Below are 23,464 nucleotides of genomic sequence, written 5' to 3' on the forward strand. Positions count from 1 at the left end.
GAAACCCAACCATGAGCAAATCATGGCTAATATCCGTGGAACCAGTCACAAAGACCAGCCCCGACGGGGGTTTGTACATATATCATGCACTGGCTTTTAGCACGCTGTTGAGTTCTCAAGAAACAGATGCTCACCTTTGGAGGAAGTTTTCTTCCCCGCCGGGGCAACCCTTAAACCTTACTCTAGGGTTTCTTTCGTGTCAACTTGGTTTCCGGAGGCTTTCCGGAAGGTTGCCGACACTTAGACACCCTAGTCACCATGGTTCAGCCCCCGTCAGCCTGGTGGCCACTGTGGCAAGCACAGCGGGCACACGCGAGACCTTCGGAAGCTGGTTCCTTGGTGGCTCCCCGGGTCCCGGCCCGCCTTCCGGCGTTCCGTCCCCCTCGGGGCAAGATGAACTTTACGGGTGACGCGGTGCCTCGTCAAATCGGGAGTTGTACCCGCGTGGCGCACCGGTTCTAACCTGGACAAACGGAATTGGTGCGGATGATTCGGACGCGGCTGGTGATGCGTGTGCGCCAATCAGGGAATGACCAGGGATTACCTGGCGCGGCCAAGTCCTAGCGGGCGCGCTTTTTGTGCAGGCGGTAGGCGGAGACCGTGGGGTCACCGGACAGCCAGTAGCGCCACGGGACTTCGGCGGCAGCCGTGACCCCTACGCGCGGGCCTGCTTCGACCGGCACGGTGACGGCGTCCTCGGGAACGCGCAGGCGCAGCGGTGACGACTCGTCGCAGAGGTCGGCACCGTTCTGGACACGGGTGATGCCCAGGGCCTGGCACAGCCGGGCCGGGCCGCGGGCCAGGTCGCGCGCGATCCGGAGTCGCGCATCCGGCGTGTCAGATATCACCGCGCCGTCCGCTCGCGACCCGGTGGCCGCGAGCGGAGCGCGCGCCGACCTGCGGACAACGGCGAGCTCGGCGCCGTCGACTACCCGGCCCGCGCGCAGCAGCACGGCCGAGGCGATCCCCGGCCGCTCGCAGACGATGTTGACGCAGAAATGCATGCCGTAGGTGAAGTACACGTAGGCGTGACCCGCCGCACCGAACATCACCGCGTTGCGGCCGGTCATTCCCCGGTAGGCGTGGGACGCGGGATCGGCGTTGCCCATGTACGCCTCGACCTCGGTCAGCTCGACCGCGACCAGGCCCTCCGCCGTCTCGTGCTCGAGAACGCAGCCAAGCAGCCCGGGCGCCACCTCGACGGAGGGTCTTGCCAGGAAGTCGCGCGCGAGCAGGGCCCGGTCAGGCACCGCCCGCCGCGGCCCAGGCGGCGCCGTCGTCGACCGTGACACGCAGCGCGGCGAGCTGTTCGGCCACCCGGTCGGGAGCTGTGCCGCCGAAGCCCTTACGCGCCGCCAGCGCGCCCTCCACGGTGAGCACCGTGCGGACGTCCGGTGTCAGGTGCCCGGATATCTTCGCCAGGTCCTCGTCGCTGACCTCGTCCAGGGCGACGTCGTTGACCTGGCACCAGACGACCAGGTGGCCGACGATCTCGTGCGCCTCGCGGAACGCCACGCCGTGCTGCACCAGGTACTCGGCGAGGTCGGTGGCGAGGGTGAATCCGGCCGGGGCGAGCTCACGCAGCCGCTTGGCGTTGATCCGCAGCGTGGCGATGAGGCCCGCCATCGCGGGGAGCACGAGCAGGAGCGTGTCGACGGCGTCGAACACCGGCTCCTTGTCCTCCTGCAGGTCCCTGTTGTAGGTGAGCGGCAGGCCCTTGAGCGTGGTGAGCAGGCCGGTGAGCCCGCCGATGAGGCGGCCCGCCTTGCCCCGCGCCAGCTCGGCGACGTCCGGGTTCTTCTTCTGCGGCATGATCGAGGAGCCGGTCGCGTACGCGTCGTCGATCTCGATCCAGCCGAACTCCTGCGTGGACCAGAGCACGATCTCCTCGCCCAGCCTGGACAGGTGCACGCCGATCAGTGCGGCCGCGAAGCAGAACTCGACGGCGAAGTCACGGTCGGACACCGCGTCCATCGAGTTGGGCGCGGCCGAGGCGAAGCCGAGCTCGGCCGCGAACTGCCGCGGGTCGATGGGCAGCGACGAGCCGGCCAGCGCGCCGGCGCCGAGCGGGCTGACCGCCGCCCTCGCGTCCCAGTCGCGCAGCCGGCTGACGTCCCTGGTGAAGGCCTGCACGTGAGCGAGCAACTGGTGGGCGAACAAGACCGGCTGCGCGTGCTGCAGGTGCGTCATGCCGGGCGCGGGCAGGTCGCCGCTCGCCTCCGCCTGCGCGATGAGCGCGGTCTGCAGCTCGGCGAGCCGGGAGACGATGAGCCTGGCGTGGTCGCGCAGGAAGAGCCGCAGGTCGGTCGCGACCTGGTCGTTGCGGCTGCGGCCCGCCCGCAGCTTGCCGCCGAGGGAGCCGAGCCGCTCGAGCAGCCCGCGCTCGAGCGCGGTGTGCACGTCCTCGTCGGCGACCGTGGGCCGGAACGTGCCGTCCTCGACCGCTTCGTCCAGGTCGTCGAGCGCGGCGAGCATCGAGTCGGCCTCGTCGTCGGTGAGCAGCCCGGCCCGGTGCAGCATCCTTGAGTGCGCGCGAGACGCGAGCAGGTCATAACGGGCCAGGCGCCAGTCGAAATGAACGCTGAGCGATAGCCGCGCGAGCGCGTCCGCGGGTCCGCCCTCGAACCGTCCGCCCCACAGCCGTGTCGCCGGACCGCCGGTTCCCTGGTCGCCCGTTCCCATCTGTCCCACCTATCTCAGTTCCGCTGGTATCGGCCCCGACCCCACCCTATTCGTTCCGCCGGGCCAGGGTCGCGGCATGGTGCGGGCCCGCGCCGGCTGCCCAGGGGACGATACCGAACGGGTGCGTGGCTCCGCCCATACCCTCGATGTGCCTGTCCGCGGTCGGCCGCGCACCCGCTTCTTGCTGTTATCCGTAGAGGTGCTGGAGTGTGGGCGCGGAGTCGACGCGCCTAGCGTCGTCGCTCGGCGAGGCTGAGGATCTCGGCCGCCAGAGCCTCGCCACCTGCCGGGTCCCTGGCGATGACCAGGACCGTGTCGTCGCCTGCCACGGTGCCGAGGATGGCGGGCCAGGCGGCGTGGTCGATGGCCGAGGCGAGGAACTGCGCGGCGCCGGCCGGGGTGCGCAGCACCACTAGGTTGGCGCTGGCCTCCGCCGAGGTGAGCAGCTCCTTGAGGTACCGGACAAGGCGGGAGTTGACGGCACCAGCGGGCAGGCCCGCCGGGTGGCCGCCGGCGGACTCGGAGGCGGCGCCGAACTGGTCGCTGTCGGGTCCGGCGGCGGTCGCCGTCGAGCGTGCCGCGCCGGTCCCCCGCGTCGCCCCAGCGCCGCGCGCGGCCGTGGCGCCACCTGCGGCCGTGGCGTCATGTGTCGCCGCGCTTCCGCGCGTCGCCGCGGTGCTGCGCCCAGCCGCGGTCCCGGGTGCCGATGTACCGTCGGCCCCTGTCCCGGCCGGTGACGGCTGCAGCGGGGCCGGCGCTGCCTCGGGTGGAATGGGCGGGGGCGGAGTCAGGACAACCCGTTCGGGATAATCCAGGGCGGCACCCGGGTGGTGGCTGGGGTCTCCGGGGAGCGCGTAGACCAGGGTGCCGTCGGTGGCGCGCAGGCGTACCACGCCGAGCTCGTCCAGGTCACGCGACAGGGTGGCCTGGGTGACGTGCATGCCCGCGTACTGAGTGAGTAGGCCAGCCAGCTGCTCCTGCGAGTGGACCTGCTCGCGGGAAAGTATGGCGACGATCCGCGCCTGGCGCGCCGCCTTGGTACCGGGGGTCGGCTGGCGGGGTGAGGCTTGGGAGGTCACGGCTGCTCCAGGAGCCAGGCGAGGAGTGCCTTCTGGGCGTGCAGGCGGTTTTCCGCCTGGTCCCAGACGACGCTCGCCGGGCCGTCGAGCACCGCGGCGGTGATCTCCTCGCCGCGGTGCGCGGGCAGGCAGTGCAGCACGATCGCCGCGGTGCCGGCCTGCGCGAGCAGCTCGTCGTTGATCTGGTAGGGCGCGAGCGCGGCCTTGCGTTCCGGCGCGTCCGCCTGGCCCATGGAGACCCAGACGTCGGTGGCGAGCGCGTCGGAACCCTTGGCGGCGAGCGCCGCGTCCTCAAGCACCGCCGCCGAGCCGCCGGTCGTCGCCGCGATCTGCTCCGCCCGGGCGACGATCGCCGGGTCTGGGTGGTAACCGGCCGGGGCCGCCACGCGGACGTGCATGCCCGCGGTCACCCCGCCGAGCAGGTAGGAGTGGGCCATGTTGTTGGCGCCGTCACCGACGTAGGTGAGCGTGCGGCCGGCCAGCGGGCCGAGGCGTTCGGCCACCGTCTGCAGGTCGGCGAGGATCTGGCAGGGGTGGAACTCGTCGGTCAGCGCGTTGATCACCGGGACCGTGGACGCCCCGGCGAGCTCCTCGATCCGCTCCTGGCCCGAGGTCCGCCAGGTGATCGCGGCGACCATCCTGGACAGCACCCTGCCGATGTCGGCGATCGTCTCGCCGCGGCCGATGTGCGTCTTGGTGGTGTCGATCTCCAGCGGCTGGCCGCCGAGTTCCGCGACGCCCGCGGTGAAGGAGACCCTGGTGCGCAGCGACGGCTTGTCGAAGAGCAGCGCCACGGTCTTTGGGCCGTCGAGCGGGCGCCTGGCCAGCCGGTCGGCCTTCATCGCGTGCGCCAGGGCGAGCACCTGGGCCTGCTCGGCGGGGGCAAGGTCGTCGTCCCGGAGGAAGTGCCTGGTCATGAACTGCTTATGCCTCCGGTTCCTGGGCCTTGCTGAGAATGGCGGGGAAAGCGCCGATGAATTCCGCCGCCTCCGCCTGGGTGAGGATGAGCGGCGGCGCGATCCGGACCACGTCCGGCTGCACCGCGTTGACGAGGAAACCCGCCTGCCGGGCAGCGGTGTTAACTGCGGGCGCCTTGGGCTCGGTGAGCACCGCGCCCAGCCACAGGCCCGAGCCGCGCACGCCGGAAAGCAGCGGGTGGTCGATCGCCGCGATGCCGTTGGCCAGGGTCTCGCCGACGGCCTTGACGTTGCCGAGAATGTTCTCCTTCTCGATCGTGTCGATGACGGCGAGCGCCGCGGCGCAGGCGACAGGGTTGCCGCCGAAGGTCGAGCCGTGGTCGCCGGCCACGAGCGCGGCGCCGCACTCGCCGAAGCCGATGGTCGCGCCGATCGGCAGGCCGCCGCCGAGTCCCTTGGCGAGCGTCATCACGTCGGGCGTGACGCCCTCGGCCTGGTGCGCGAACCACGCGCCGGTCCGCCCGATGCCGGACTGGATCTCGTCGAGCACCAGCAGTGCGCCCGCGTTGTCGCAGGCCTGGCGGGCTTCCTCCAGGTAGCCGGCCGGGGCGGGGATGACGCCGCCCTCGCCCTGGGTGGGCTCGAGGAAGACCGCGGCTACCTTGTCGTCGACGGCCTTGTGCAGCGCGTCGGCGTCGCCGTACTCGACCCAGCGGACGTCGAAGCCGAAGGGAGCGAACGGCGCGCGGATCGATTCCTTGCCGGTGATGGCGAGCGCGCCCATCGTCCGGCCGTGGAAGCTGTGGTCGGCGGCAACGATGACCGGCCGCTGCTGTCCCTGCTTGCGGCGGACCACCTTGAGCGCGGCCTCGTTGGCCTCGGTGCCTGAGTTGCAGAAGAAGACCCGTGCGTCTTGGTGGAGCAGGCTGCGCAGCTTCTCCGCGAGCAGCACGCCGGGCTCGTGGAGAAACAGGTTGCTGGTGTGCGCGATCTTGCCGACCTGGTCGGTGACCGCTTTGACAATGCTCGGGTGCGCGTGGCCGAGCGCGGACACCGCGATGCCGGCGATCAGGTCGAGGTAGCGGTTGCCGTCGAGGTCCCAGACCCGGCTGCCCTCGCCGCGGGCGAGCGCGAGCGGCGGCGTGCCGTAGTTGTGCATCATCCCGGCCTCGAACCGCTGCCTGAGCGCCTCGCCGTTCACGTTCGCGTTCACGTTCATGGGGTGTCTCCTATGACCATGGTGCCGATGCCGGAGTCGGTGAAGATCTCGAGCAGGATCGCGTGACTGAGCCGGCCGTCGAGTACGTGCGCCTGCGGCACGCCGCCGGTGACCGCGGTGAGGCAGGCCTCCATCTTGGGGATCATGCCCGCCGACAGGGACGGCAGCAGCTTCGCCAGGTCGCCGGAGTCGAGCTGGCTGATCACCTCGTCCGAGTTGGGCCAGTCGCGGTACAGGCCCTCAACGTCGGTGAGCACCACGAGCTTGTGAGCCTTGAGTGCCACCGCCAGCGCGGCGGCGGCGGTGTCGGCGTTGACGTTGTAGACGGTGTTCGCGCCGCCGGTGCCGTCAGTGCTGACCGGGCCGTCGGTGCCGCGGGCGAGGCTGGACACGACGGGGATCCTGCCGTCGTCGAGCAGCGCCTTGATCATCGAGGCGTCCACGCTGGTGATCTCGCCCACCAGGCCGATGTCGACGAACTGGCCGTCGACCGAGGCGAGCTTGCGCTCGGCGGTGAACAGGTTCGCGTCCTCACCGCTGAGGCCCACCGCATAGGGGCCGTAGCGGTTGATCAGGCCGACGATGTCCTTGTTGACCTTGCCGTTGAGCACCATCCGGACCACGTCGATGGTCTCTTCGGTGGTGACCCGCAGCCCCGCCGTGAACTCCGACTCGATGCCGAGCCGGTCCAGGTGCCCGGTGACCTGCGGGCCGCCGCCGTGCACGACGACCGGGCGCAGGCCCGCGTGCTTGAGGAACACCAGGTCCTGCGCGAAACCCGCGCGCAGCTCCTCGGCGGTCATCGCGTGGCCGCCGTACTTGATCACCACGGTCTCGCCGTGGAAGCGGTCGAGCCAGGGCAGCGCCTCGATCAGCGTGCCCGCCTTCGCGGTGGCGGCCGCTCGTCTTGCCGCGTCTTTGCGTTCCTGGATGACGATCGTCATGTGGAGTACGCCGAGTTCTCGTGCACGTAGGCCTCGGTGAGGTCGGTGGTGAGGATGATCGCGCTGTGCGGCCCCGCCGACAGGTCGACGGTGATCGTGACATCCTTGCCCTTCAGGTCGACCTTGGACCGGTCGTCGCCTGGCGCGCCCGCCCGGCAGACCCAGACGCCGTTCATCGCCACGTTCAGCCGGTCCGGGTCGAACACCGCGTCGGTGGTGCCGACCGCCGACAGGACCCGGCCCCAGTTCGGGTCGGAGCCGGCCAGCGCGCACTTGAGCAGGTTGTTGCGCGCCACGGACTTGCCGACCGTGACCGCGTCGGTTTCGCTTGCCGCGCCGACGACCTCGATCGTCACGTACTTCGACGCGCCCTCGGCGTCGCGCTGCAGCTGGCGGGCCAGGTCGGCGCAGACTTCGGTAAGCGCCCTGGTGAAGTCCTTGTAGTCGGGCTTGACGCCGGACGCGCCGCTTGCCATGAGCAGCACGGTGTCGTTGGTCGACATGCAGCCGTCGGCGTCGAGGCGGTCGAAGGTGACCGCCGTGGCGCTGCGCAGCGCCTTATCGAGCTCTGCCGCGTCGAGGTCGGCGTCGGTGGTGATCACCACGAGCATGGTGGCGAGGGCGGGTGCGAGCATGCCCGCGCCCTTGGCCATGCCGCCTAGCGTGTACGTGGTCTTCTGGGGGGGTTGTCCCCCCGGTTGAGCAGAGTCCTGCCGACGGAAGGCGATCTTCACGACCGTGTCCGTGGTGCGGATGGCGTCCGCGGCGTGCACGCCGCCCGCCCGGTCCGCCTCGGCGACGGCCGCGTCCACCGCGGGCAGCAGTTTGTCCATGGGCAGCCGCTCGCCGATCAGGCCGGTGGAACAGACCACGATCTCGCCCGCGGAGTCGTCGAGCGCCGCGGCGAGCTTTTCCGCGGTGGCGTGCGTGTCCTGGAAGCCGAGCGGCCCAGTGCACGCGTTGGCGCCGCCCGAGTTGAGCACCACCGCCCTGACCCGGCCGCCGCTGACCACCTGGCGGGACCACTTCACCGGCGCCGCCTGCACGCGATTGCTGGTGAAGACGGCCGCGGCGGCGCGCGACGGTCCGTCGTTGATGACGACCGCGACGTCCCGCTCGCCGGAGGATTTGAGGCCGGCGACTACGCCTGCGGCGCGGAAGCCCTGGGGTGCGGTAACACTCATGGCGCCACTCCGTGGGTGGTCAGGCCTGCCGTCTCTGGCAGGCCGAGCATCAGGTTCGCGAGCTGCACGGCCTGGCCGGCCGCGCCCTTGCCGAGGTTGTCGGTGGTCGAGATGACGACCGCGCGCCCGGCGTGCAGGTCGGCCGCCGCCTGCACGTGCGCGCCGTTCGACCCGTACACCGCAGCGGTGGCCGGCCACTGGCCGTCGGGCAGCAGGTGGACGAACGGGCTTGTGCTGTAGGCGGCGCCGAGGGCGTCGCGCAGCGCTTGTCCCGGGTCCGCGCTGGCGGTCGCCGCCTTGGTCAGCTTCGCCGTGCAGGTGGCGAGAATGCCGCGGGGCATCGGGGCAAGCGTCGGAGTGAAGGAGAGCGTCACCTCGAGACCGCTGGCCTCGGAGAGAGCCTGCTCGATCTCCGGGGTGTGCCGGTGGGTGCCGCCCACCTTGTAGGCGGACATGGAGCCCATCACCTCGCTCGCCAGCAGGTCGGTCCGGAGCGAGCGGCCAGCGCCCGAGGTGCCGGACGCGGCGACGATCACGATGTCGTCCGGCTCGGCCAGGCCCGCCGCGAGCAGCGGCGCGAGTGCGAGGATCGAGGTGGTGGCGTAGCAGCCGGGAGCGGCGACGGTCCGCGCCTGCCTGATGTTCTCCTTGGCGCCCGGAAGTTCCGGCAGGCCGTAGGCCCAGCGCCCGGCGTGGGCGACGTCGGCACCGTAGAACTTGTGCCATGTCTCCGCGTCGCCGAGGCGGAAGTCGGCGGACAGGTCGACGATCCGTGCCTGCGGCAGCGCGTCCGCCAGCTTCGCGGACTCGCCGTGCGGCAGCGCCATGAAGATGAGCTCCGCCTCGCCGAGCGTGGCCGCGTCGGTCGCGGCGAAGTTCACGCCGTCGAACGCAGGGTGGCCGACGAGATTGGGATGGATCGAGGTGATCGGCTTGCCCGCGCTGCTGCCCGCGGACACCGCCGTAATCTCAAGATCGGGATGTCCGGCGAGCAGGCGGAGAAGCTCCCCGCCCGCGTAGCCGCTGGCGCCCGCGACAGCGACCCGTGTGCCCATGTGATGCCTCCTTCTCCCTGAGAGAGTATGCATCACAGTGCATGAATATGCAACACGAATAGGCGGCGCCGGAAAGCGCCCGGCGATGAGCAACCTGGCGAAGGGTCGTGCGTCTCAGGATTGTGAACCCACTCACGAACGTGCCGGCGCCGCCAGATACGGCCGCCGACCCGGCGGACCAGGTGACCGTGCTGTACCAGGCGCACGCGCTCGGCCTGCTCCGCCTCGCGGTGATCATGCTAGGAGAGCGGCAGGCGGCCGAGGACGTGGTCCAGGACGCCTTCTTCGGCCTCTTCCGCCGCTGGGGGGCGCTGAACGACCCCGAGCGCGCACTGGCCTACGTCCGCTCCAGCGTGTTCAACGGCTGCCGCACGGTCCTGCGGAAGCGCGCGCGGAACCGGGGGTTCATGCTCGCCGACCCGGACGCCGAGTCGGCTGAGGCGCGGGCGGTCCTCGGCGAGGAGCACCGCGAGGTGCTCGCCGCCTTGCGCCGCCTGCCCGACAGGCAGCGTGAGGCGGTGGCACTGCGCTACTGCCTGGACATGCCCGTCGGCGACGTGGCGCGGGCCATGGGCGTCACAGAAGGCACCGTGAAGTCGGCCACCTCCAGGGGAATCGCCGCGATCACCCGCACCCTCAAGGGGGCCTCATGACCGTGGAAGAGCAGCTCCGCGCGGCGGGCCGCGCGGTCCGCGAGCAGGTCCGCGACCTGCCACCGCTCGACTTGCCTGCTCAGCCTGCCGCGCGCCGCGCCAGGGCGCGCACCTTCCTGCGCCGGCCAGGCACCGGCCGCTGGCTGATCCCGATGGCCGCCGCCGCGGCGGTGGTCGCCGTCGCCGTCACCCTGACCGTGGTCAAGAACCCGCCACGCGCCACGCACAACGCCAGTGCGGGCCGGGCCGCGTCACGTTCGACCGAGGCAGTCGCGTCGGCCTCGGCCGGGTCAGCCGCGACCACCCTCGTCGATCCCGAGGCGCTCCCCGGCTACTTCGTCGCCATCAGCGGCCTTGAGACCATGGGCCCGATATCCGCCGGGCAGAGCGGGCCGGCGAAGGCACCGAAGCCTGACTCCGTGATCGTGGGCGAGACGCTCACCGGCCAGCGCCTGGCCACCATCCCCCCGCCGGCGGGGGGAACTTTCGCCGGCGTGACCGGCGCGGCCGACGATCGCACGTTCGTGCTTGATACCGTCCAGCTCGCCGGGGGCACGACCTTCTTGTCGGCGACCCAGCCACGGACCTGGTACCTGCTCCGGATCAGGCCGGGCGCCACCCCCGTCCAGACCATGACCCCGCTGCACTTCCCGGTTCCAGATGGCGCCGACGTCATCGGCATCGCCCTGTCCCCCGATGGCAGCAAGCTCGCCGTGCTGTACCAGGTGGCCGGCGGGAACGGCGCGGGCTTCCCCTACTCAGGCCCGTTCGCCCTGGGGGTCTACTCCGTCGCCACCGGGGCCGTGCTGCGTACCTGGACGGGCACCGACCGGTACCACGGTTCGTACGGCTACGGCTCGGATGGCCTGCCCGACCCCAACGGCAACCTGACCTGGACGTCGGACGGGCAACGCCTCGCCTTCGCCTACCGCAGCTCCAAGAGCCCGAATTCCAGCCTGTACCTGAGGGAAGTGAACCTGGCCGGCCAGGGCGGCGACCTGTTCGCCGACAGCGCGGTGGTCGCTACGATCGCGGTCTCGACGACCAACGGCAGGTCCAAGATCTGGTGCGATACCCTCGGCATCACCGGCGACGGGCGCAGCGCCGTCTGCGGCGCTGAGTTGCCTAAGACCCCGCCGGTCGGCGCCACGCTCGACGCGCTGACCGAATCCGACCCTTGGGTAGGCTGCGCCGCGCCCACGGACACGGTGTATCCGGGACTGGTCAAGATCTCGCTGGCCGGCGACAGGCTCGCCCAGGTGCTGTACCAGGCCAAGCCCAAGTGCATGGGCGGCGGCAGCGCGGCCATCTTGTGGTCGAGCCCGTCCGGCGGCACGGTCCTCGGCACCGTGTGGTACACAGACGATCCGTCGATGACAGTGCACCGCGCGATCGTGCTGTACCGCCACGGCACCGTCACCACGATCAACTGGTCTGGCGCCGCCAGCCAGCTGCTCGCCAACGAGACCGCCTTCTAGCGTGGTTCGTCACGACGCCCGGGGGGCCGGTGCCCCCCGGGCGTCGGTCACTGCTGGGTTAGCGGGAATGGATCACTGCGCGGCCGCCAGCACCGGGCTGTTGTGATACGCGGCGATCAGCCACTGGCCGTCTCGCTTCTCGAAGACCCAGGTCACGTTCACCTTGCCCGCGTCGGGAACCTCGGTCTGGCCGGGGAACAGGATGCCGGATTCCACGACGACGATCGCGGCGTCGGTGCCGACGAAGCGGAGGCTGAGCTGCCTGTTCCAGGTCGAGGTGCCCTTGAGCGGCCCCGTGAAGGCCAGGGCCATGTTGTCCCTGATCTCGTCGCGGCTGTCGCGGCGGGCGCCCGGCATGATGACGGTCGCGTCCGCGGCGTAGTCCGCGACCATGCCGTCGGCGTCGCCGGCCTCCCACGCCTTATAGGAGTCGACAAGGACGGCCTGGATGGCGGCCGCGTCTGCCGCACGACTGTCTGACATGAGAAATCTCCCTCGTGAACGGTCCGCCCGGGGTGTTCCGGCGAACTCGTGAGTACATACCGGCGGCGGTGCCGGAACTCATCGCGCCCACGGCAAAGAGCTGTCGCGGCGTGCTCGGACTATCCGGCGGTGGCGAGCCCCCGCGCGTCGAGTGCGGCCGCCAGGCCGAAGGACGCGAAGATCTCGGGCTCCTGGAACACCGAATTCCTGCTGATGCCCGCGGCGGTGACGGTGAAGACCTGGAGCGTGTGCAGCTCGTATCCGTCTCCGGCCCGCCGGTAGGCGGCGAACCCGGGCTGGCCGTTGGCCGCGACCGGCTTCAGGCACCAGTCCGTTCCCGCCTTCTCGAAGACCCAGTCCATGAACAGCCCGTAGTTGCGCGGGCCTGCGAACCAGTTGAGCATCGGCGGCATCTCCATGATCACGTCTTCGGTGAGCAGCCGCTTGAGACCCTCGACGTCTGCCTGCTCGAACGCCTTCATGTAGCGATCTACCCAGGCGCGCTGCTCCGCCGCGGACGGCTCGCTGAGACGTTCCTGCCTGACGCCGGCTTCCTTCACCCGGGTGCGCGCCCGCTGCAGGGAACTGTTCACTGACACGACGGTGGTGCCGAGGATTTCCGCCGCCTCGGAGGCGGAGAAGCTGAGCACGTCGCGCAGGATCAGCGCACCGCGCTGACGCGCCGACAGGTGCTGCAGGGCGGCGCAGAACGCCAGGCGCAGGCTGCTGCGGTCTACCACGGTTCTCGCCGGATCGCCCGCGTCGAGCAGCGAATCAGGCAGGGGCTGGAGCCAGGCGACGTCCACTCCCGGGGCGAGCGGCGCGAGCGGCTCCCGCTCGGCCACCAGGCCCGACGGCAGCGGCCTGCGGCCGCGAACCTCCAGGGCGGTCAGGCAGGCGTTGGTCGCGATCCGGTAGAGCCAGGTACGCGGCGAGCTGCGCGTCTCGTCGTACTGCTCCCGCGCCCGCCACGCCCGCAGGTAGATGTCCTGGACCAGGTCCTCCGCGTCGTGGGCCGAGGCAAGCATCCGGTAGCAGTACGCGAGCAGCTCCGTGCGGAACGGTGCGACCTGGCCCTCGAAGTCCGCTACCGTCGTCGGCACGCCCACACCCCTTCGCTGCTCTTCTCAGGAGCACCATAGCCGAGGGGAACGACATTTCTTCGTTCCCCTCGGGTGGCGTGAGCCCCCGCGCGGGCGTCAGTAGGTGATCTTCACCGTCCGGACGAGGTGGATGTCCGTCACCGAGCCGGTCGCACGGCATACTGCCCGCTCGCGGCCAGCCGCGGCCGGCTCGCGGGCGCCTGGCTGTGCGGTTAGGGTTGGCCGTTAGGGTCGCGGCGCGGGCGCGGGCCGAGCCGGAGGGCGTGACTTTGAAGATCAGCGAGGTCAGGCCGGCGGTACCCGCCGCGGCGCTGCTCACGATTGCACTGCTCCCCCTGGGGGCGATCGCCGGGTGCTCATCGGGTGCGGCCGCCGGGAGCGCGGGTACCAGCTGCGGCGCCACGCGCACCGGAGTCAACGTGCCTGTCACCATCACGGTCGCCAAGGGAACAGTGGACTGCGCCACCGCGATGCGCGTGGAACGGGAGTACGCGGTGGCGATAAGAGACGGCGACCTGCGCGGCAACGGCGGCGGTGCGCCGGTCACGGTGGACGGGTGGACCTGCCAGGCCTACCCGACACCCGAGGTGCTGCGCACCGGAGCCGCGTCCGAGTGTCACACCACGAGCGCGGAGGTGCTCGCTGTGCTCGCCTTGCCGTCCACATCCGCGTCCACGACCGCTGGCAGCTGAATCTCGCGAATGTGCTCCGCTGCGATCAGCGCGGCGTCCGCGAGGATGCTCGCGTCGTCGAGATCGCCGTCGCCGCCGAGCACTCCGCCACCTGGGCGCAGCCCGCCCCGCCAGGGCCCGAGCCCCGGGTCGGGGTCGTCCGCCGGGCGCACCGCGCTCAGCCCGCGGCTCGTGCTGATCATCTGGACCTGATCGCGGCCCGACGCCTTCGCCCGGTAGAGGGCCGCGTCGGCGGCGGCCAGCAGCTCGGCGAGCTGCCTGCTCGATCCCGCGTCGAGCGCGGCGACACCGATCGAGACCGTGACAGGGATCCGCTCACCGCCCGGCGCGCCGATGGGCAGCATGGCGATGTGCTCACGGACCCGTTCGGCGATCTTGAACGCGTCGGGCGCCCTGGTCTGCGGCAGCAGCATGACGAACTCCTCGCCGCCGAACCGGCCCGCGAGGTCGTACTCGCGCAGCACGCCGGTCATCGTGCTGGCGATCTGCCGCAGCACCTCGTCGCCGAGCAGGTGCCCGTGGGTGTCGTTGATCTGCTTGAAGCGGTCGAGGTCGAGCAGGGCCACGGCGAGCGGCGAGGAGGTGCGGATCGCGCGGGCGACCTCGGCCGCGGCCTCGCGCTCCCAGGTCGCCGCGTTGAGCAGCCCGGTCTTCGCGTCGGCCCGCGCCTCGTTGAGCAGCTGCGCGTGCCGGAACGAGCGCTGCAGCAGCGTGGTGAGCGGCAAGGCCACGATCAGAGTGAGATCGCTGATCGTCATGCCGACCGCGACGAGCAGGGCGGCGCACAGCTCGGTCGCGTCGTTGTGCAGCGTCTCCCTGGCGAGAAGCTCGTTCCTGATGCTCGCCGCCGGGTTCTCCAGCTTGAAGGCGGTCAGGATCAGCCCCTGGTTGACCGCCCACTGGGCCAGCGCGCCGCAGCCCGCGGCCACCAGCCACATCGAGGTGTGGCTCCACAGGTAGGCCCGTGGCTGGCAGCCGACGGGCAGCACGGCCATGAAGACGAGCCTGGCAAGGCCGTAGGCGATGCCGATCGCGGCGGCGGTGTACACGCGCTTGTAGACGGGCGCCCGCCTGACCCGCCACTGCGTCAGCGTGAGCCTGATGGCCGGCACGATGAGCGCGTAGATGCCGGGGAGCAGGAAAACGATTGGCAGCTCCCAGACCGCGTAGACGTCCTTCACCACTCCGGTCGGCTCGCTAGCGCGGCGGGACATCTCCACGGAGAAGGCACCGCAGCCGACCAGCGCGGCGAACAGAGCCACGTCGGTAACCCGGAAGTGGAAGTCGGCGGCGCGGGCCACGATCCAGGTCAGGTAGCCGACTACGACGAGGGACCACAGCGCGAGCAGCGGACGAGGCAGCGACCAGACGGCCCACCCCAGTACGCGCTGCATTCCGTGCCTAAGCACGGCGCGTCGCGCGTGATCCATCCGACCTCCCTGACTTGCACTGCGCTTTTGCCTTGCACTAAGCGCTGACCACCCCGGATAGCGCACCGTGCGGCGCTAACCCCACATTGTCACAGATTTCACGTGCACACAGTCAAATCGCGGCTACCTACCGACAGCACACGCATGCCATCGAACCCCGCGATGGCGACGAAATCCCTTGTGCTGCAAGCGATTGCAGTCACCGCACCGCAAGCGGGCCGACGCACTCCGTTACGAGAATGTTATCTTCTTCGATTCACTGCGACGCCGCCCCGCGGTTGCTGTCATGCTTGTGCACTTGCCCGCAGATCACCAGAATTCATGCTAGATACGGTTAAATACGGGCACTTGGGGCAGATGCCAGCAAAATCCCGTCGAGAGGACAACGACGTGGGAACGACAGGCTGGGCCTGAGAAACGCGGCCGGGCCCGGCGCGTCCGCGGACGCGCCGGGCCCGGTCTGCCTGCCAGCCGCGCGCTGACCCGCATGGCAGCTATCCGCGCAGCCCTATCCCGCAACCTCTAGGCCGGCAACCCCTATCCCCGCAGCACCGCGCCGGTGCGGCGGGTGGCCTCGGTCACCGCGGCGTCCCTTGCCGCCGTCGCCTCGGCGGCGGTCAGCGTCCGGTCGGCGGCACGCAGCCGGAGGGTGTAGGCAAGCGACTTGCGGCCGTCGCCGAGCTGAGCGCCGGTGTAGACGTCGAACAGCCGCACCTCCTCGAGCAGTTCGCCCGCTCCCGCCTTGAGCGCGGCGGCCACCGCGGCGGCGGGCACCTCCTGCGGCACGACGAGCGCGACGTCCTGCGTGGCCAGCGGGTACGCCGGGAGCGCCGGGCCGCGCACCGGCTCGGACGCGGCCGCCGCGGCCGCGAGCACCGCGAAGTCGAGCTCGAACGCACTGGTCCGTGGCGGCAGCCCGTAGGCGGCGATCACCCGCGGGTGCAGCTCGCCCGCATGCCCGGCGAGCCACTCGTGCGGTTGCTCGCCGTGCTCGCCGGAACTGCCGGCCGTGGTCCGCACATACACGGCTGCGCAGCGGCCGGGGTGCCAGGGCGCCTCGGCGGCCGCCCGCACGTCGAACGACAGGTGGCTGAGCGCGCACACCGAACGGGCCGCCTCGATCGCGTCGGCCCAGGTCTCCGGCCGTCCCGGCCCCCACCAGCCGGCTAGCTCACGGTGGCCGGCGAGGACGCCGGCCACCCGCGGCGGCTGGTCGGGCAGCGCGGCGGCCAGCGTCGCGAGCTCCTCCTCCGTCGGACCGCGGTCCGTGGCCAGGATCGGCGCGATGCCCGACGCGCCGGGGCGCGTCAGGAACACCAGGCCGGTCTCGAACAGCGCGACGTCGCCGAAGCCGCGGCCGATGTTCCTGACCAGGGTGCGGAACAGGCCGGGCAGCAGCGTGGTGCGCAGCTGCGGCTGGTCCTCGCTGAGCGGGTTCGCCACCCGGACCGCGGGGCGGCGCGGGTCTTCCGGCGCCAGCATCAGGCTGTCGGCCTCGGTCGCGGGGCTGAACGGGTCGGAGTGCACCTCGACAAAGCCCGCCCCGGCCAGCATGCGGGAGATCGCGCGCAGCGTCTTCTGCCGCTCGGTCAGGCCGCGGCCCGCGGGAGCGCGAGGCTGGCGGACAGGAACGCCGGTGTATCCCTCGAGCCTGATGACCTCCTCGGCCAGGTCGGCCGGGTCGGTGAGGTCGGGGCGCCACGACGGCGGCGTGACGAGCAGCACCGTCTCCTGCCTGTCGTGCCTGCCCGGGTGGGCGGGCAGGCCGCCGTCGGCGACAGTGTCAGCGGATGGCGCGCGCCAGGGCGCGATCGTCGGCACGTGGCTGGCCGGGGTGCTGCGCACCTCGCAGCCCACCTCCTGCAGCCTGCGGACAACGGTGTCGAGGCCGTAGACGAGCCCGGCCACCCGGTCCGGGTAGTCGGCGGCCATCTCGATCGTCACCACCCTGGCGGGCGCCTGCGCGTGCGTGGCGCCCGGCACGATCGCCGCGCCGCCGAGGCTCGCGAGCAGCGCCGCGGCGCGCGCGCTCGCGCGCAGCGGAAGCTCGCGGTCGGTGCCGCGCTCGAACCGGTAGGACGCCTCCGAGTGCAGACGGTGCCGCCTGGCCATCTTCGCCACGCCGGTGTCGCTGAAGTGCGCGGCCTCGATGACGATGTCGGTCGAGTCGTCGTCGATCTCGGTGGTCAGACCGCCCATGGTGCCCGCAAGCCCAATGGGACCGGTGTCGTCGGTGATGAGGATGTCCAACTCGTTCAGTGCACGGCCGACATGGTCCAGCGTGGTCAGCGTCTCCCCCGGCCGCGCGCGGCGGACCACGATCGGGCCGCGGAGCTTGGACCGGTCGAAGGCATGCAGCGGCTGTCCGAGCTCGAGCATGAGGTAGTTGGTCACGTCGACGGCGAGCGAGACGCTGCGCATGCCCGAGCGGGCGAGCCTGACCTGCATCCACAGCGGCGTCCGCGCCTTCGGGTCGAAGCCGCGGACCTCGCGGAGCACGAATCGGTCGCACGCCGTCGGGTCGCCGATCTCGGCCGGCCACGGCTTCGCGCCCTCGACGCGCTCCTCGCCGTCCACTCCCGACGCGTCCTCACCCGGCACGAACGTCAGCGCCGGGTCGGTGAACGGGACCTGGTACGTGCTGGCGAGTTCACGCGCGACGCCCCTGATCGACACGGCGTAGCCGCGGTCCGGGGTGACGGTGATCTCAAGCACGTCGTCGCGCAGCCCGGCGTAGCTGACGAAGTCGACGCCGAGCGGGGTGTCCGGCGGCAGCACGAGGATGCCGGTGTGGTCCTCGCCGATGCCAAGCTCGTCGACCGCGCAGATCATGCCCTCGGAGACCCTGCCGTACCTCTTCGCGGCGGTGATCTCGAAGCCGCCGGGCAGTGTGGCGCCCACGACGGCGAACGCCACCCGGTCGCCGGGCGCGAAGTTGACCGCGCCGCAGATGACGCCGGTGAGCGTCTCCGGGTCGGCGGCCAGCTCAGCGTCGCTCGTCGCGACCCGGCAGTAGCGGATCGGCTTCTTGAACTCGGTCAGCTCCTCGACGGTCATCACCTGGGCGGTGATCACCCCGTGGACATCGTGGCCGACCGGCTCGACCGCCTCGACCTCGAGGCCGGCCAGCGTCAGGCGGCGGCCGACCTCGAGCGCGTCATACGGCTCTGGAATGGGCGCGTACTCGCGCAGCCAGGAAACGGGAACTCGCATCGGTCAGATCTCCATCCCGAACGCCCTGCTGAACCGCACGTCACCGTCGTAGGTGTCGCGGATTTCGTTGATGCCGTTGGCGAGCATCAGCGATCGCTCGATGCCGAGGCCGAAGGCGAACCCGCTGTAGCGGTCGGGGTCGATGCCGCAGGCGACGAGCACCCGCGGGTTGACCATGCCGCAGCCGGCGATCTCGATCCAGCCCTGGCTCCGGCAGACCCGGCACGGGTCGGCACCCGGCTTGGTGGACTCGGTGCGGCAGACGTGGCACTCCATGGACACGTCGGCGGACGGCTCGGTGAACGGGAAGTAGTCCGGCCGCAGCCGGGTCCGCAGCCCGGTACCGAACAGCGCGTCGACGAACGCCTGGATCGCGCCGCGCAGGTCGGCCATGGTCAGGCCCTCGTCCACCGCCAGGCACTCGATCTGGTAGAAGACCGGCAGGTGGGTGGCGTCAAGCGCCTCGTTCCTGTACACCTTGCCCGGGCTCACCACGTAGAGCGGCAGCGGCCGGGTGAGCAGGCTCCTGATCTGCACCGGCGAGGTGTGGGTGCGCATCACCAGGCCGGACCTGGTGCCGGGCGGCGCGTCCTCCGGCGCCGCGACGAACAGGGTGTCCTGCATCTCCCTGGCCGGGTGATCGGGCAGGAAGTTGAGCGCGTCGAAGTTGTACCACTCGGCCTCGACCTCTGGCCCCTCGGCGACCTCGTAACCCATGGCGACGAACACGTCGGAGAGCTTGTCGGCGAGCATGCTGACCGGGTGCCGCGCGCCGGCGGGCAGGCGGTCGTACGGCAGCGTGACGTCGACCCGCTCGGTGATCAGTACCTGCTCGTCGCGCTCCCGCTCTAGCTGCTCCTGCCGCGCCGTCAGGGCATCCCTGACCTGCGCGATGGCGGCGCCGACGCGACGGCCCGCGTCGGCGCGGGCCTGCGGCGGCAGCGCGCCGATCTCCGCGCGCGCCAGGGACAGCGGCGCCTTGTCGCCGGCGTGCGCGAGGCGGGCCTCCTTGAGCTCTTCAAGCGTCGCCGCGGCGGAAATCGCGGCGAGCGCCTCGCTTGTCGCGCGCTCCACCGCGTCCGCCGACAACGTAGTCACCTCGACCGGATCGTAGTTTCTATTAGGTGCGGACATCTTTCGCTTCCTTGGGTCGTCAGCAGCTGGAAGGTCCGCGTTGGTACAGGTTCCGGATTCATCCCGAACGGGTGGGACCGACTGTTACCCAGCACCCATGACCCTACCGGGAGCGCTTGCCGTGACGCGCTTGTACCCAGATCGCGGACCGGTTGCCCGTCCGCGCGGTCGCGTCGGGCTGTTCCGGGTGTTCGCCCGCGTGGCCCGCCGGGGCGTTACGGCGCCTGCCGTTACGCGATGGGGGTGCCCGCGGGCAGGGTAAATCGGAACTCGGCGCCGCCGCCCGGCGCACGGGCCACGGTAATCTCGCCGTTCATCGCCTCGATGAGGCCCTTGACGATGTAGAGGCCAAGGCCGGTGCCGCCGCGGCGCTTGCCGCGCCAAAACTGGCGGAAGACCCGGGGCGCCATCTCGGGCGCGATGCCCTCGCCCTGGTCACGCACGGACACGACGATGGCCTCGGCCTGTTCGCCGCTCACCCGCGCTCGCTGCACCACAATCGTTACGATACCAGCGCCGTGCCTGACCGCGTTCTCCACGAGGTTGCCGAGGATCTGGTCGATCTTGTCGGCGTCGAGCCAGGTCTCTGGCAGATCGGGCGCGGACTCAAGGCGGAAGCGGTCCTCGGGCTCGCCGGAGGCGACCCGGCCCGCGACGATCTTGCGCGCCCGCTCGGGCACGTCGACGAGCTGGCGGCGCACTTCCATCCGGCCGGACTCGATCCGTGACACGTCGAGCAGCTCGGTGATCAGCCTGGTCACTCGGTCGGCGTCGGCGTTGACAGTCTCGAGCATGACGCGCTTCTGGTCGTCGCTGAATCGCGACCACTTGGCCAGCAGCGTCGCGGTGAAACCCTTCACCGACGTCAGCGGCGCCCGCAGCTCGTGCGCGACGGTGGAGACGAGCTCGGCGCGGCTGCGCTCGAGCCTGGCCCGCTGCTGCGCGCCGCGCAGCGTGATCACCAGGCGGCGTACCGGGCCCGAGCGGCCGTCGCGGACATAGCCGACGGAGACGAGCAGCTCGGTGTCACCGCGGGGCGAGAACCCCGCGTAGTTCACGCTGGAGCCGTCGGCCAGGTACAGGCTGCGCTCCGGGTGCCTGGTGCGGGTGGGCAGGCCGTTGTACGGGTCGACGAACATCCACCAGTCGCGGCCGTCGTCGTCGCGGAACGGCAGCACGTCGAAGACGTACTTGCCGATGGCCTCCTCCGTGGGGAGGCCGGTCAGGCGCGCGGCCGCGCGGTTGAACACGACGACGCGGCCCGCGTCGTCGGCGACCACGAGGCCATCGGGCAGCTCGTCGGCAGTCAGTTTCTCTGCACCGGTCAGTGACTGGGCGTCCGCCAGTGGCGTCGACACCGGCAGTACGGTCCTGCCGGACGCGTACGCCACGGCCGGTGCGGACGGCACGGCTGACGGCACACCGCTGGCACGGTGCGGTCCGCCGGCTGCCTTCCGGCCCGGTCTTTTGTCATCCACGGCGCTTGCGCCTCCGTCCAGATGGGGGCGCACCGGGCGGCCGTTGTCGGCTCTATCCGCGATGCGGGTGACGGAATGTGATCAGACTCTAGCGCGTTTACCCGCCCTCGGGACAGTACCCCCGTAGCAGGATTTCGCTACGTCATAGCGCAAATACCCTACGCGAAGGGAATCATTGGGCCGCCTTCAGGCGCGCAACGCGATGTAATCATATGGGATCTAAGGGGTTGCGGTGTGCTGTGCTGCCCACGGTGCCGACTGAGCGCTGGGCCGACGCTGACGCGTACAGGCACACGGCGGCGGCCGTGGCGAGGTTGAGCGATTCCGCCCGGCCGTAGATGGGCACGGCCACCGACTCGTCGGCGAGCGCGAGCAGGTCCTCGGGAAGTCCCCAGGCTTCGTTGCCGAACAGCCAGGCGGCCGGCGAGCCGAGCACGGTCCTGGTGTCCGGGTCGTCAAGTGTGCTGCCGCCGCGGCCGTCGGCGGCGAGAATCCGCAGCCCGGCCTTCCTGAGCGCGGCGACCGTCTCCGGCAGCCGCACGCCGGCGACGACCGGCAGGTGGAAGATGCTGCCCGCGCTGGCGCGGACGCACTTGCCGTTGTAGATGTCGACGGAGGCGTCGGCGAAGATCACCGCGTCCGCGCCCGCCGCGTCGGCGGCGCGCAGCACGGTGCCCGCGTTGCCCGGGTCCCTGACGTTGGCGAGCAGCGCCACGAGGACCGGGCGCGCGGCGGTGACGCTGTCCAGCGGCACGTCGACGAAGTCGCACACCGCGAGCAGGCCCTGCGGTGTGACCGTCTGGGCGAGCTCGCTCATGATCTCGCCGCTGACCAGCTGGACGTCCACGCCGGCGTCCCTGGCGGCCGCGACAAGCTCCGCGTGCCGCGCCTCGGCGGGCCCGGTGACGAACAGCCCGCTGACCCGCGTGCCCGTCGCCAGCGCCTCGGAAACGGCCTGCGGGCCTTCCGCGAGGAAGGCCCGCTCACGCTGGCGCAGCGCCCGCTTGGTCAGCCGGCGAGCGGCCTTAAGCCGCGCCGTGCTCGCGTAGGAATTCAAGTTAGGCAGCGGCACCGACGGTCTCGGGGAGCGCCTGGCGCGCCACCTCGACCAGCGCGGCGAAGGCCGCGGCGTCGGTCACCGCGAGGTCGGCGAGCACGCGCCTGTCGACCTCGACGCCTGCCGCCTTGAGACCCTGCACGAAGCGGTTGTAGGTCAGGCCGTTCGCGCGCGCGGCGGCGTTGATGCGCTGAATCCAGAGCCTGCGGAAGTTGCCCTTGCGGTCCTTGCGGTCGCGGTAGGCGTAGGTCATCGAGTGGAGGACCTGCTCCTTGGCCTTGCGGTACAGGCGGGACCGCTGGCCCCGGTAGCCCTTCGCACGCTCGAGGACAACCCTGCGCTTCTTCTTAGCGTTAAGCGAACGCTTGACGCGTGCCATCGTTCAATCTCCCTCTGGACTGCGGTTACAGGACTCGGCTGTGCGGCCGTCGGCTCTACTTGCCGAGCAGGCGCTTGATCGCGCGGGTGTCGGCCTTGGCGACCTGAACCTCGCCGGCCAGGCGCCGCGTGACGCGAGAGGACTTGTGCTCGAACATGTGCTGCCGGTTGGCACGCAGCCGCATCACCTTGCCGGTGCCGGTGAGCTTGAACCGCTTGGCGGCGCCGCTGTGCGTCTTCATCTTCGGCATGGTCGCCGTCGTCTCCTCTGTGTGTCCTGGGTGTTTACCCCATGGCCCAGGCAGTTCCCCAGCAGCGGGACTTCGGGGATACATCCCTGGGCTTGCTCTGTGTCGCGCAGCGGCCCCGCACTGCCGTGCGGGGCCGCTGCGCGGTGTCCCCGTTGCCGGGGTAAAACCGCTACGCGTCGGTCGGCGCTGGCGCCGCAGCCGGGCTCTCGGCCTCAGCCGGCGCCTCGGCCGGGGCGGGTGCCTCGGCCTGGGCCGGCGCCTCGGCCGGGGCTGGCGCCTCGGCCGGGGCCGGCGCCTCGGCCGGGGCCTCGCCGCGCGGGCTTGGCACGCGCGACGGCGTGGGCGCCTGCGCGGGCTTGACCTCAGACTTGCGCCGGTGCGGGCCAATCACCATGATCATGTTCCGGCCGTCTTGCTTGGGCTGTGCCTCAACGAAACCGAGCTCGGTGACGTCGTCGGCCAGCTTCTGCAGGAGCCGGAAGCCGAGCTCGGGACGGGACTGCTCGCGACCGCGGAACATGATCGTCACCTTGACCTTGTCGCCCGCCTTGAGGAACCGCTCGACGTGGCCCTTCTTGGTGCCATAGTCGTGCGGGTCGATCTTCGGGCGGAGCTTGATCTCCTTGACGATCGTCTGCGTCTGGTTCTTGCGCGATTCGCGCGCCTTAAGCGCGGCCTCGTACTTGAACTTCCCGTAGTCCATGAGCTTACAGACCGGGGGACGTGCGGTCGGGGCAACCTCGACAAGATCGAGGTCGGCCTCCTGTGCGAGCCGGAGCGCCTCGTTGATGGAGACGATCCCGATCTGCTCACCCTTCGCTCCGACAAGCCGGACTTCGGGGGAACGAATGCGCTCGTTGATACGCGTTTCGGCGCTGATGTGACCTCCAGCGGTTCATCATGTTGTGCCGTCGCCGGCCCTTCCGGCGGCAGCTCTGCCCGGTGGCAGTTCATGCCTTGACCATAGGGTCCAAACGGAAAAGGCCCCGTCCGGCACCGTGTGCCGCGGGGCTACCACACCGACAACGCTCCCT

20 protein-coding genes and 2 pseudogenes are annotated in these 23,464 nt (G+C 70.8%); 3 read left to right on the forward strand and 19 right to left on the reverse strand.

Annotated elements, in window-relative coordinates; genetic code table 11:
• Positions 1-560 precede the first annotated feature (560 nt).
• The 9 genes and pseudogenes from EAS64_RS31935 to argC all read right to left on the reverse strand — a co-directional run bounded on the left by EAS64_RS31935 (position 561) and on the right by argC (position 9,080).
• Positions 561-1,250 (reverse strand): DNA-3-methyladenine glycosylase, encoded by a 690-nt coding sequence (locus EAS64_RS31935; RefSeq protein WP_222849773.1) that lies wholly within the window; start codon positions 1,248-1,250, stop codon positions 561-563.
• The gene (gene argH, locus EAS64_RS31940; protein WP_145859152.1) at positions 1,243-2,682 is read right to left on the reverse strand and encodes an argininosuccinate lyase; all 1,440 of its coding nucleotides are present in this window, start codon (positions 2,680-2,682) and stop codon (positions 1,243-1,245) included. Before argH ends, EAS64_RS31935 begins: the two co-directional genes overlap by 8 nt.
• A gap of 230 nt (positions 2,683-2,912) precedes the next feature.
• Positions 2,913-3,128: pseudogene (locus tag EAS64_RS31945) on the reverse strand (arginine repressor); the annotation flags it as partial.
• 393 nt (positions 3,129-3,521) lie between these two features.
• Positions 3,522-3,761, reverse strand: a pseudogene (locus tag EAS64_RS31950) (arginine repressor); the annotation flags it as partial.
• On the reverse strand, positions 3,758-4,678 hold the full coding sequence (gene argF, locus EAS64_RS31955) for an ornithine carbamoyltransferase (protein WP_145859153.1): 921 nt from the start codon (positions 4,676-4,678) through the stop codon (positions 3,758-3,760). The gene argF and the pseudogene EAS64_RS31950, both read right to left, overlap by 4 nt.
• Before the next feature lie 7 nt (positions 4,679-4,685).
• The gene (locus tag EAS64_RS31960; protein ID WP_145859155.1) at positions 4,686-5,897 is read right to left on the reverse strand and encodes an acetylornithine transaminase; all 1,212 of its coding nucleotides are present in this window, start codon (positions 5,895-5,897) and stop codon (positions 4,686-4,688) included.
• Positions 5,894-6,841: an acetylglutamate kinase gene (argB, locus tag EAS64_RS31965; RefSeq protein WP_145859156.1), complete on the reverse strand. Its 948-nt coding sequence runs from the start codon at positions 6,839-6,841 to the stop codon at positions 5,894-5,896. Before argB ends, EAS64_RS31960 begins: the two co-directional genes overlap by 4 nt.
• Positions 6,838-8,025 (reverse strand): bifunctional glutamate N-acetyltransferase/amino-acid acetyltransferase ArgJ, encoded by a 1,188-nt coding sequence (gene argJ, locus EAS64_RS31970; protein ID WP_145859158.1) that lies wholly within the window; start codon positions 8,023-8,025, stop codon positions 6,838-6,840. Before argJ ends, argB begins: the two co-directional genes overlap by 4 nt.
• The gene (argC, locus tag EAS64_RS31975) at positions 8,022-9,080 is read right to left on the reverse strand and encodes an N-acetyl-gamma-glutamyl-phosphate reductase (protein ID WP_145859160.1); all 1,059 of its coding nucleotides are present in this window, start codon (positions 9,078-9,080) and stop codon (positions 8,022-8,024) included. The genes argJ and argC overlap by 4 nt, the downstream gene beginning before the upstream one ends.
• 122 nt (positions 9,081-9,202) lie before the next feature.
• On the opposite strand from argC, the gene EAS64_RS31980 reads away from it, so the two are divergent.
• Positions 9,203-9,733 carry an RNA polymerase sigma factor gene (locus tag EAS64_RS31980; RefSeq protein ID WP_246115955.1) on the forward strand — a complete coding sequence of 177 codons (531 nt, stop codon included), beginning with the start codon at positions 9,203-9,205 and terminating at the stop codon, positions 9,731-9,733.
• Entirely contained in the window at positions 9,730-11,211 is a 1,482-nt protein-coding gene (locus EAS64_RS31985) for a PD40 domain-containing protein (protein WP_145859162.1), read from the forward strand. The genes EAS64_RS31980 and EAS64_RS31985 overlap by 4 nt, the downstream gene beginning before the upstream one ends.
• Positions 11,212-11,283: 72 nt before the next feature.
• On the opposite strand, the gene EAS64_RS31990 is transcribed toward EAS64_RS31985, so the two are convergent.
• Positions 11,284-11,694, reverse strand: a complete 411-nt coding sequence (locus EAS64_RS31990; protein ID WP_145859164.1) for an SgcJ/EcaC family oxidoreductase — start codon at positions 11,692-11,694, stop codon at positions 11,284-11,286.
• Between the two features lie 119 nt (positions 11,695-11,813).
• Positions 11,814-12,797 carry a sigma-70 family RNA polymerase sigma factor gene (locus EAS64_RS31995; protein ID WP_145859166.1) on the reverse strand — a complete coding sequence of 328 codons (984 nt, stop codon included), beginning with the start codon at positions 12,795-12,797 and terminating at the stop codon, positions 11,814-11,816.
• A 263-nt stretch (positions 12,798-13,060) separates the two neighbouring features.
• Here EAS64_RS31995 and EAS64_RS32000 point away from each other — a divergent pair, with 263 nt between their 5' ends.
• On the forward strand, positions 13,061-13,489 hold the full coding sequence (locus EAS64_RS32000) for a hypothetical protein (protein WP_145859168.1): 429 nt from the start codon (positions 13,061-13,063) through the stop codon (positions 13,487-13,489).
• Here the strand turns inward: EAS64_RS32000 and EAS64_RS32005 are convergent.
• The 8 genes from EAS64_RS32005 to infC all read right to left on the reverse strand — a co-directional run bounded on the left by EAS64_RS32005 (position 13,414) and on the right by infC (position 23,310).
• Complete coding sequence (locus EAS64_RS32005; protein ID WP_145859169.1) at positions 13,414-14,919, reverse strand: GGDEF domain-containing protein; 1,506 nt, start codon at positions 14,917-14,919, stop codon at positions 13,414-13,416. The genes EAS64_RS32000 and EAS64_RS32005 overlap by 76 nt on opposite strands.
• Positions 14,920-15,456: 537 nt before the next feature.
• Positions 15,457-18,132: a phenylalanine--tRNA ligase subunit beta gene (locus EAS64_RS32010; RefSeq protein ID WP_145859170.1), complete on the reverse strand. Its 2,676-nt coding sequence runs from the start codon at positions 18,130-18,132 to the stop codon at positions 15,457-15,459.
• Between the two features lie 3 nt (positions 18,133-18,135).
• Complete coding sequence (pheS, locus tag EAS64_RS32015; RefSeq protein WP_145859172.1) at positions 18,136-19,266, reverse strand: phenylalanine--tRNA ligase subunit alpha; 1,131 nt, start codon at positions 19,264-19,266, stop codon at positions 18,136-18,138.
• Between the two features lie 230 nt (positions 19,267-19,496).
• Entirely contained in the window at positions 19,497-20,624 is a 1,128-nt protein-coding gene (locus EAS64_RS32020; protein WP_145859173.1) for an ATP-binding protein, read from the reverse strand.
• A gap of 328 nt (positions 20,625-20,952) precedes the next feature.
• Complete coding sequence (locus EAS64_RS32025) at positions 20,953-21,801, reverse strand: TrmH family RNA methyltransferase (RefSeq protein ID WP_246115956.1); 849 nt, start codon at positions 21,799-21,801, stop codon at positions 20,953-20,955.
• 1 nt (position 21,802) lies between these two features.
• Positions 21,803-22,180, reverse strand: coding sequence for a 50S ribosomal protein L20 (rplT, locus tag EAS64_RS32030; protein WP_145859174.1), 378 nt, complete (start codon positions 22,178-22,180; stop codon positions 21,803-21,805).
• A gap of 55 nt (positions 22,181-22,235) precedes the next feature.
• Positions 22,236-22,430: a 50S ribosomal protein L35 gene (rpmI, locus tag EAS64_RS32035; protein WP_145859176.1), complete on the reverse strand. Its 195-nt coding sequence runs from the start codon at positions 22,428-22,430 to the stop codon at positions 22,236-22,238.
• Between the two features lie 169 nt (positions 22,431-22,599).
• Entirely contained in the window at positions 22,600-23,310 is a 711-nt protein-coding gene (infC, locus tag EAS64_RS32040; protein ID WP_145859177.1) for a translation initiation factor IF-3, read from the reverse strand.
• Positions 23,311-23,464 lie beyond the last annotated feature (154 nt).

Origin of the sequence: Trebonia kvetii (genome assembly GCF_007827045.1) — a bacterium.
Classification (GTDB): Bacteria; Actinomycetota; Actinomycetes; order Streptosporangiales; family Streptosporangiaceae; genus Trebonia; species Trebonia kvetii.

What these genes read in the sequence shown, in the direction of transcription:
- argH (WP_145859152.1), bottom strand. Translation starts at nt 2,682, where the DNA reads ATGGGAACGGGCGACCAGGGAACCGGCGGTCCGGCGACACGGCTGTGG.
- argF (WP_145859153.1), bottom strand. Translation starts at nt 4,678, where the DNA reads ATGACCAGGCACTTCCTCCGGGACGACGACCTTGCCCCCGCCGAGCAG.
- EAS64_RS31960 (WP_145859155.1), bottom strand. Translation starts at nt 5,897, where the DNA reads ATGAACGTGAACGCGAACGTGAACGGCGAGGCGCTCAGGCAGCGGTTC.
- argB (WP_145859156.1), bottom strand. Translation starts at nt 6,841, where the DNA reads ATGACGATCGTCATCCAGGAACGCAAAGACGCGGCAAGACGAGCGGCC.
- argJ (WP_145859158.1), bottom strand. Translation starts at nt 8,025, where the DNA reads ATGAGTGTTACCGCACCCCAGGGCTTCCGCGCCGCAGGCGTAGTCGCC.
- argC (WP_145859160.1), bottom strand. Translation starts at nt 9,080, where the DNA reads ATGGGCACACGGGTCGCTGTCGCGGGCGCCAGCGGCTACGCGGGCGGG.
- EAS64_RS31985 (WP_145859162.1), top strand. Translation starts at nt 9,730, where the DNA reads ATGACCGTGGAAGAGCAGCTCCGCGCGGCGGGCCGCGCGGTCCGCGAG.
- EAS64_RS31990 (WP_145859164.1), bottom strand. Translation starts at nt 11,694, where the DNA reads ATGTCAGACAGTCGTGCGGCAGACGCGGCCGCCATCCAGGCCGTCCTT.
- EAS64_RS32005 (WP_145859169.1), bottom strand. Translation starts at nt 14,919, where the DNA reads ATGGATCACGCGCGACGCGCCGTGCTTAGGCACGGAATGCAGCGCGTA.
- EAS64_RS32010 (WP_145859170.1), bottom strand. Translation starts at nt 18,132, where the DNA reads ATGCGAGTTCCCGTTTCCTGGCTGCGCGAGTACGCGCCCATTCCAGAG.
- pheS (WP_145859172.1), bottom strand. Translation starts at nt 19,266, where the DNA reads ATGTCCGCACCTAATAGAAACTACGATCCGGTCGAGGTGACTACGTTG.
- rplT (WP_145859174.1), bottom strand. Translation starts at nt 22,180, where the DNA reads ATGGCACGCGTCAAGCGTTCGCTTAACGCTAAGAAGAAGCGCAGGGTT.
- rpmI (WP_145859176.1), bottom strand. Translation starts at nt 22,430, where the DNA reads ATGCCGAAGATGAAGACGCACAGCGGCGCCGCCAAGCGGTTCAAGCTC.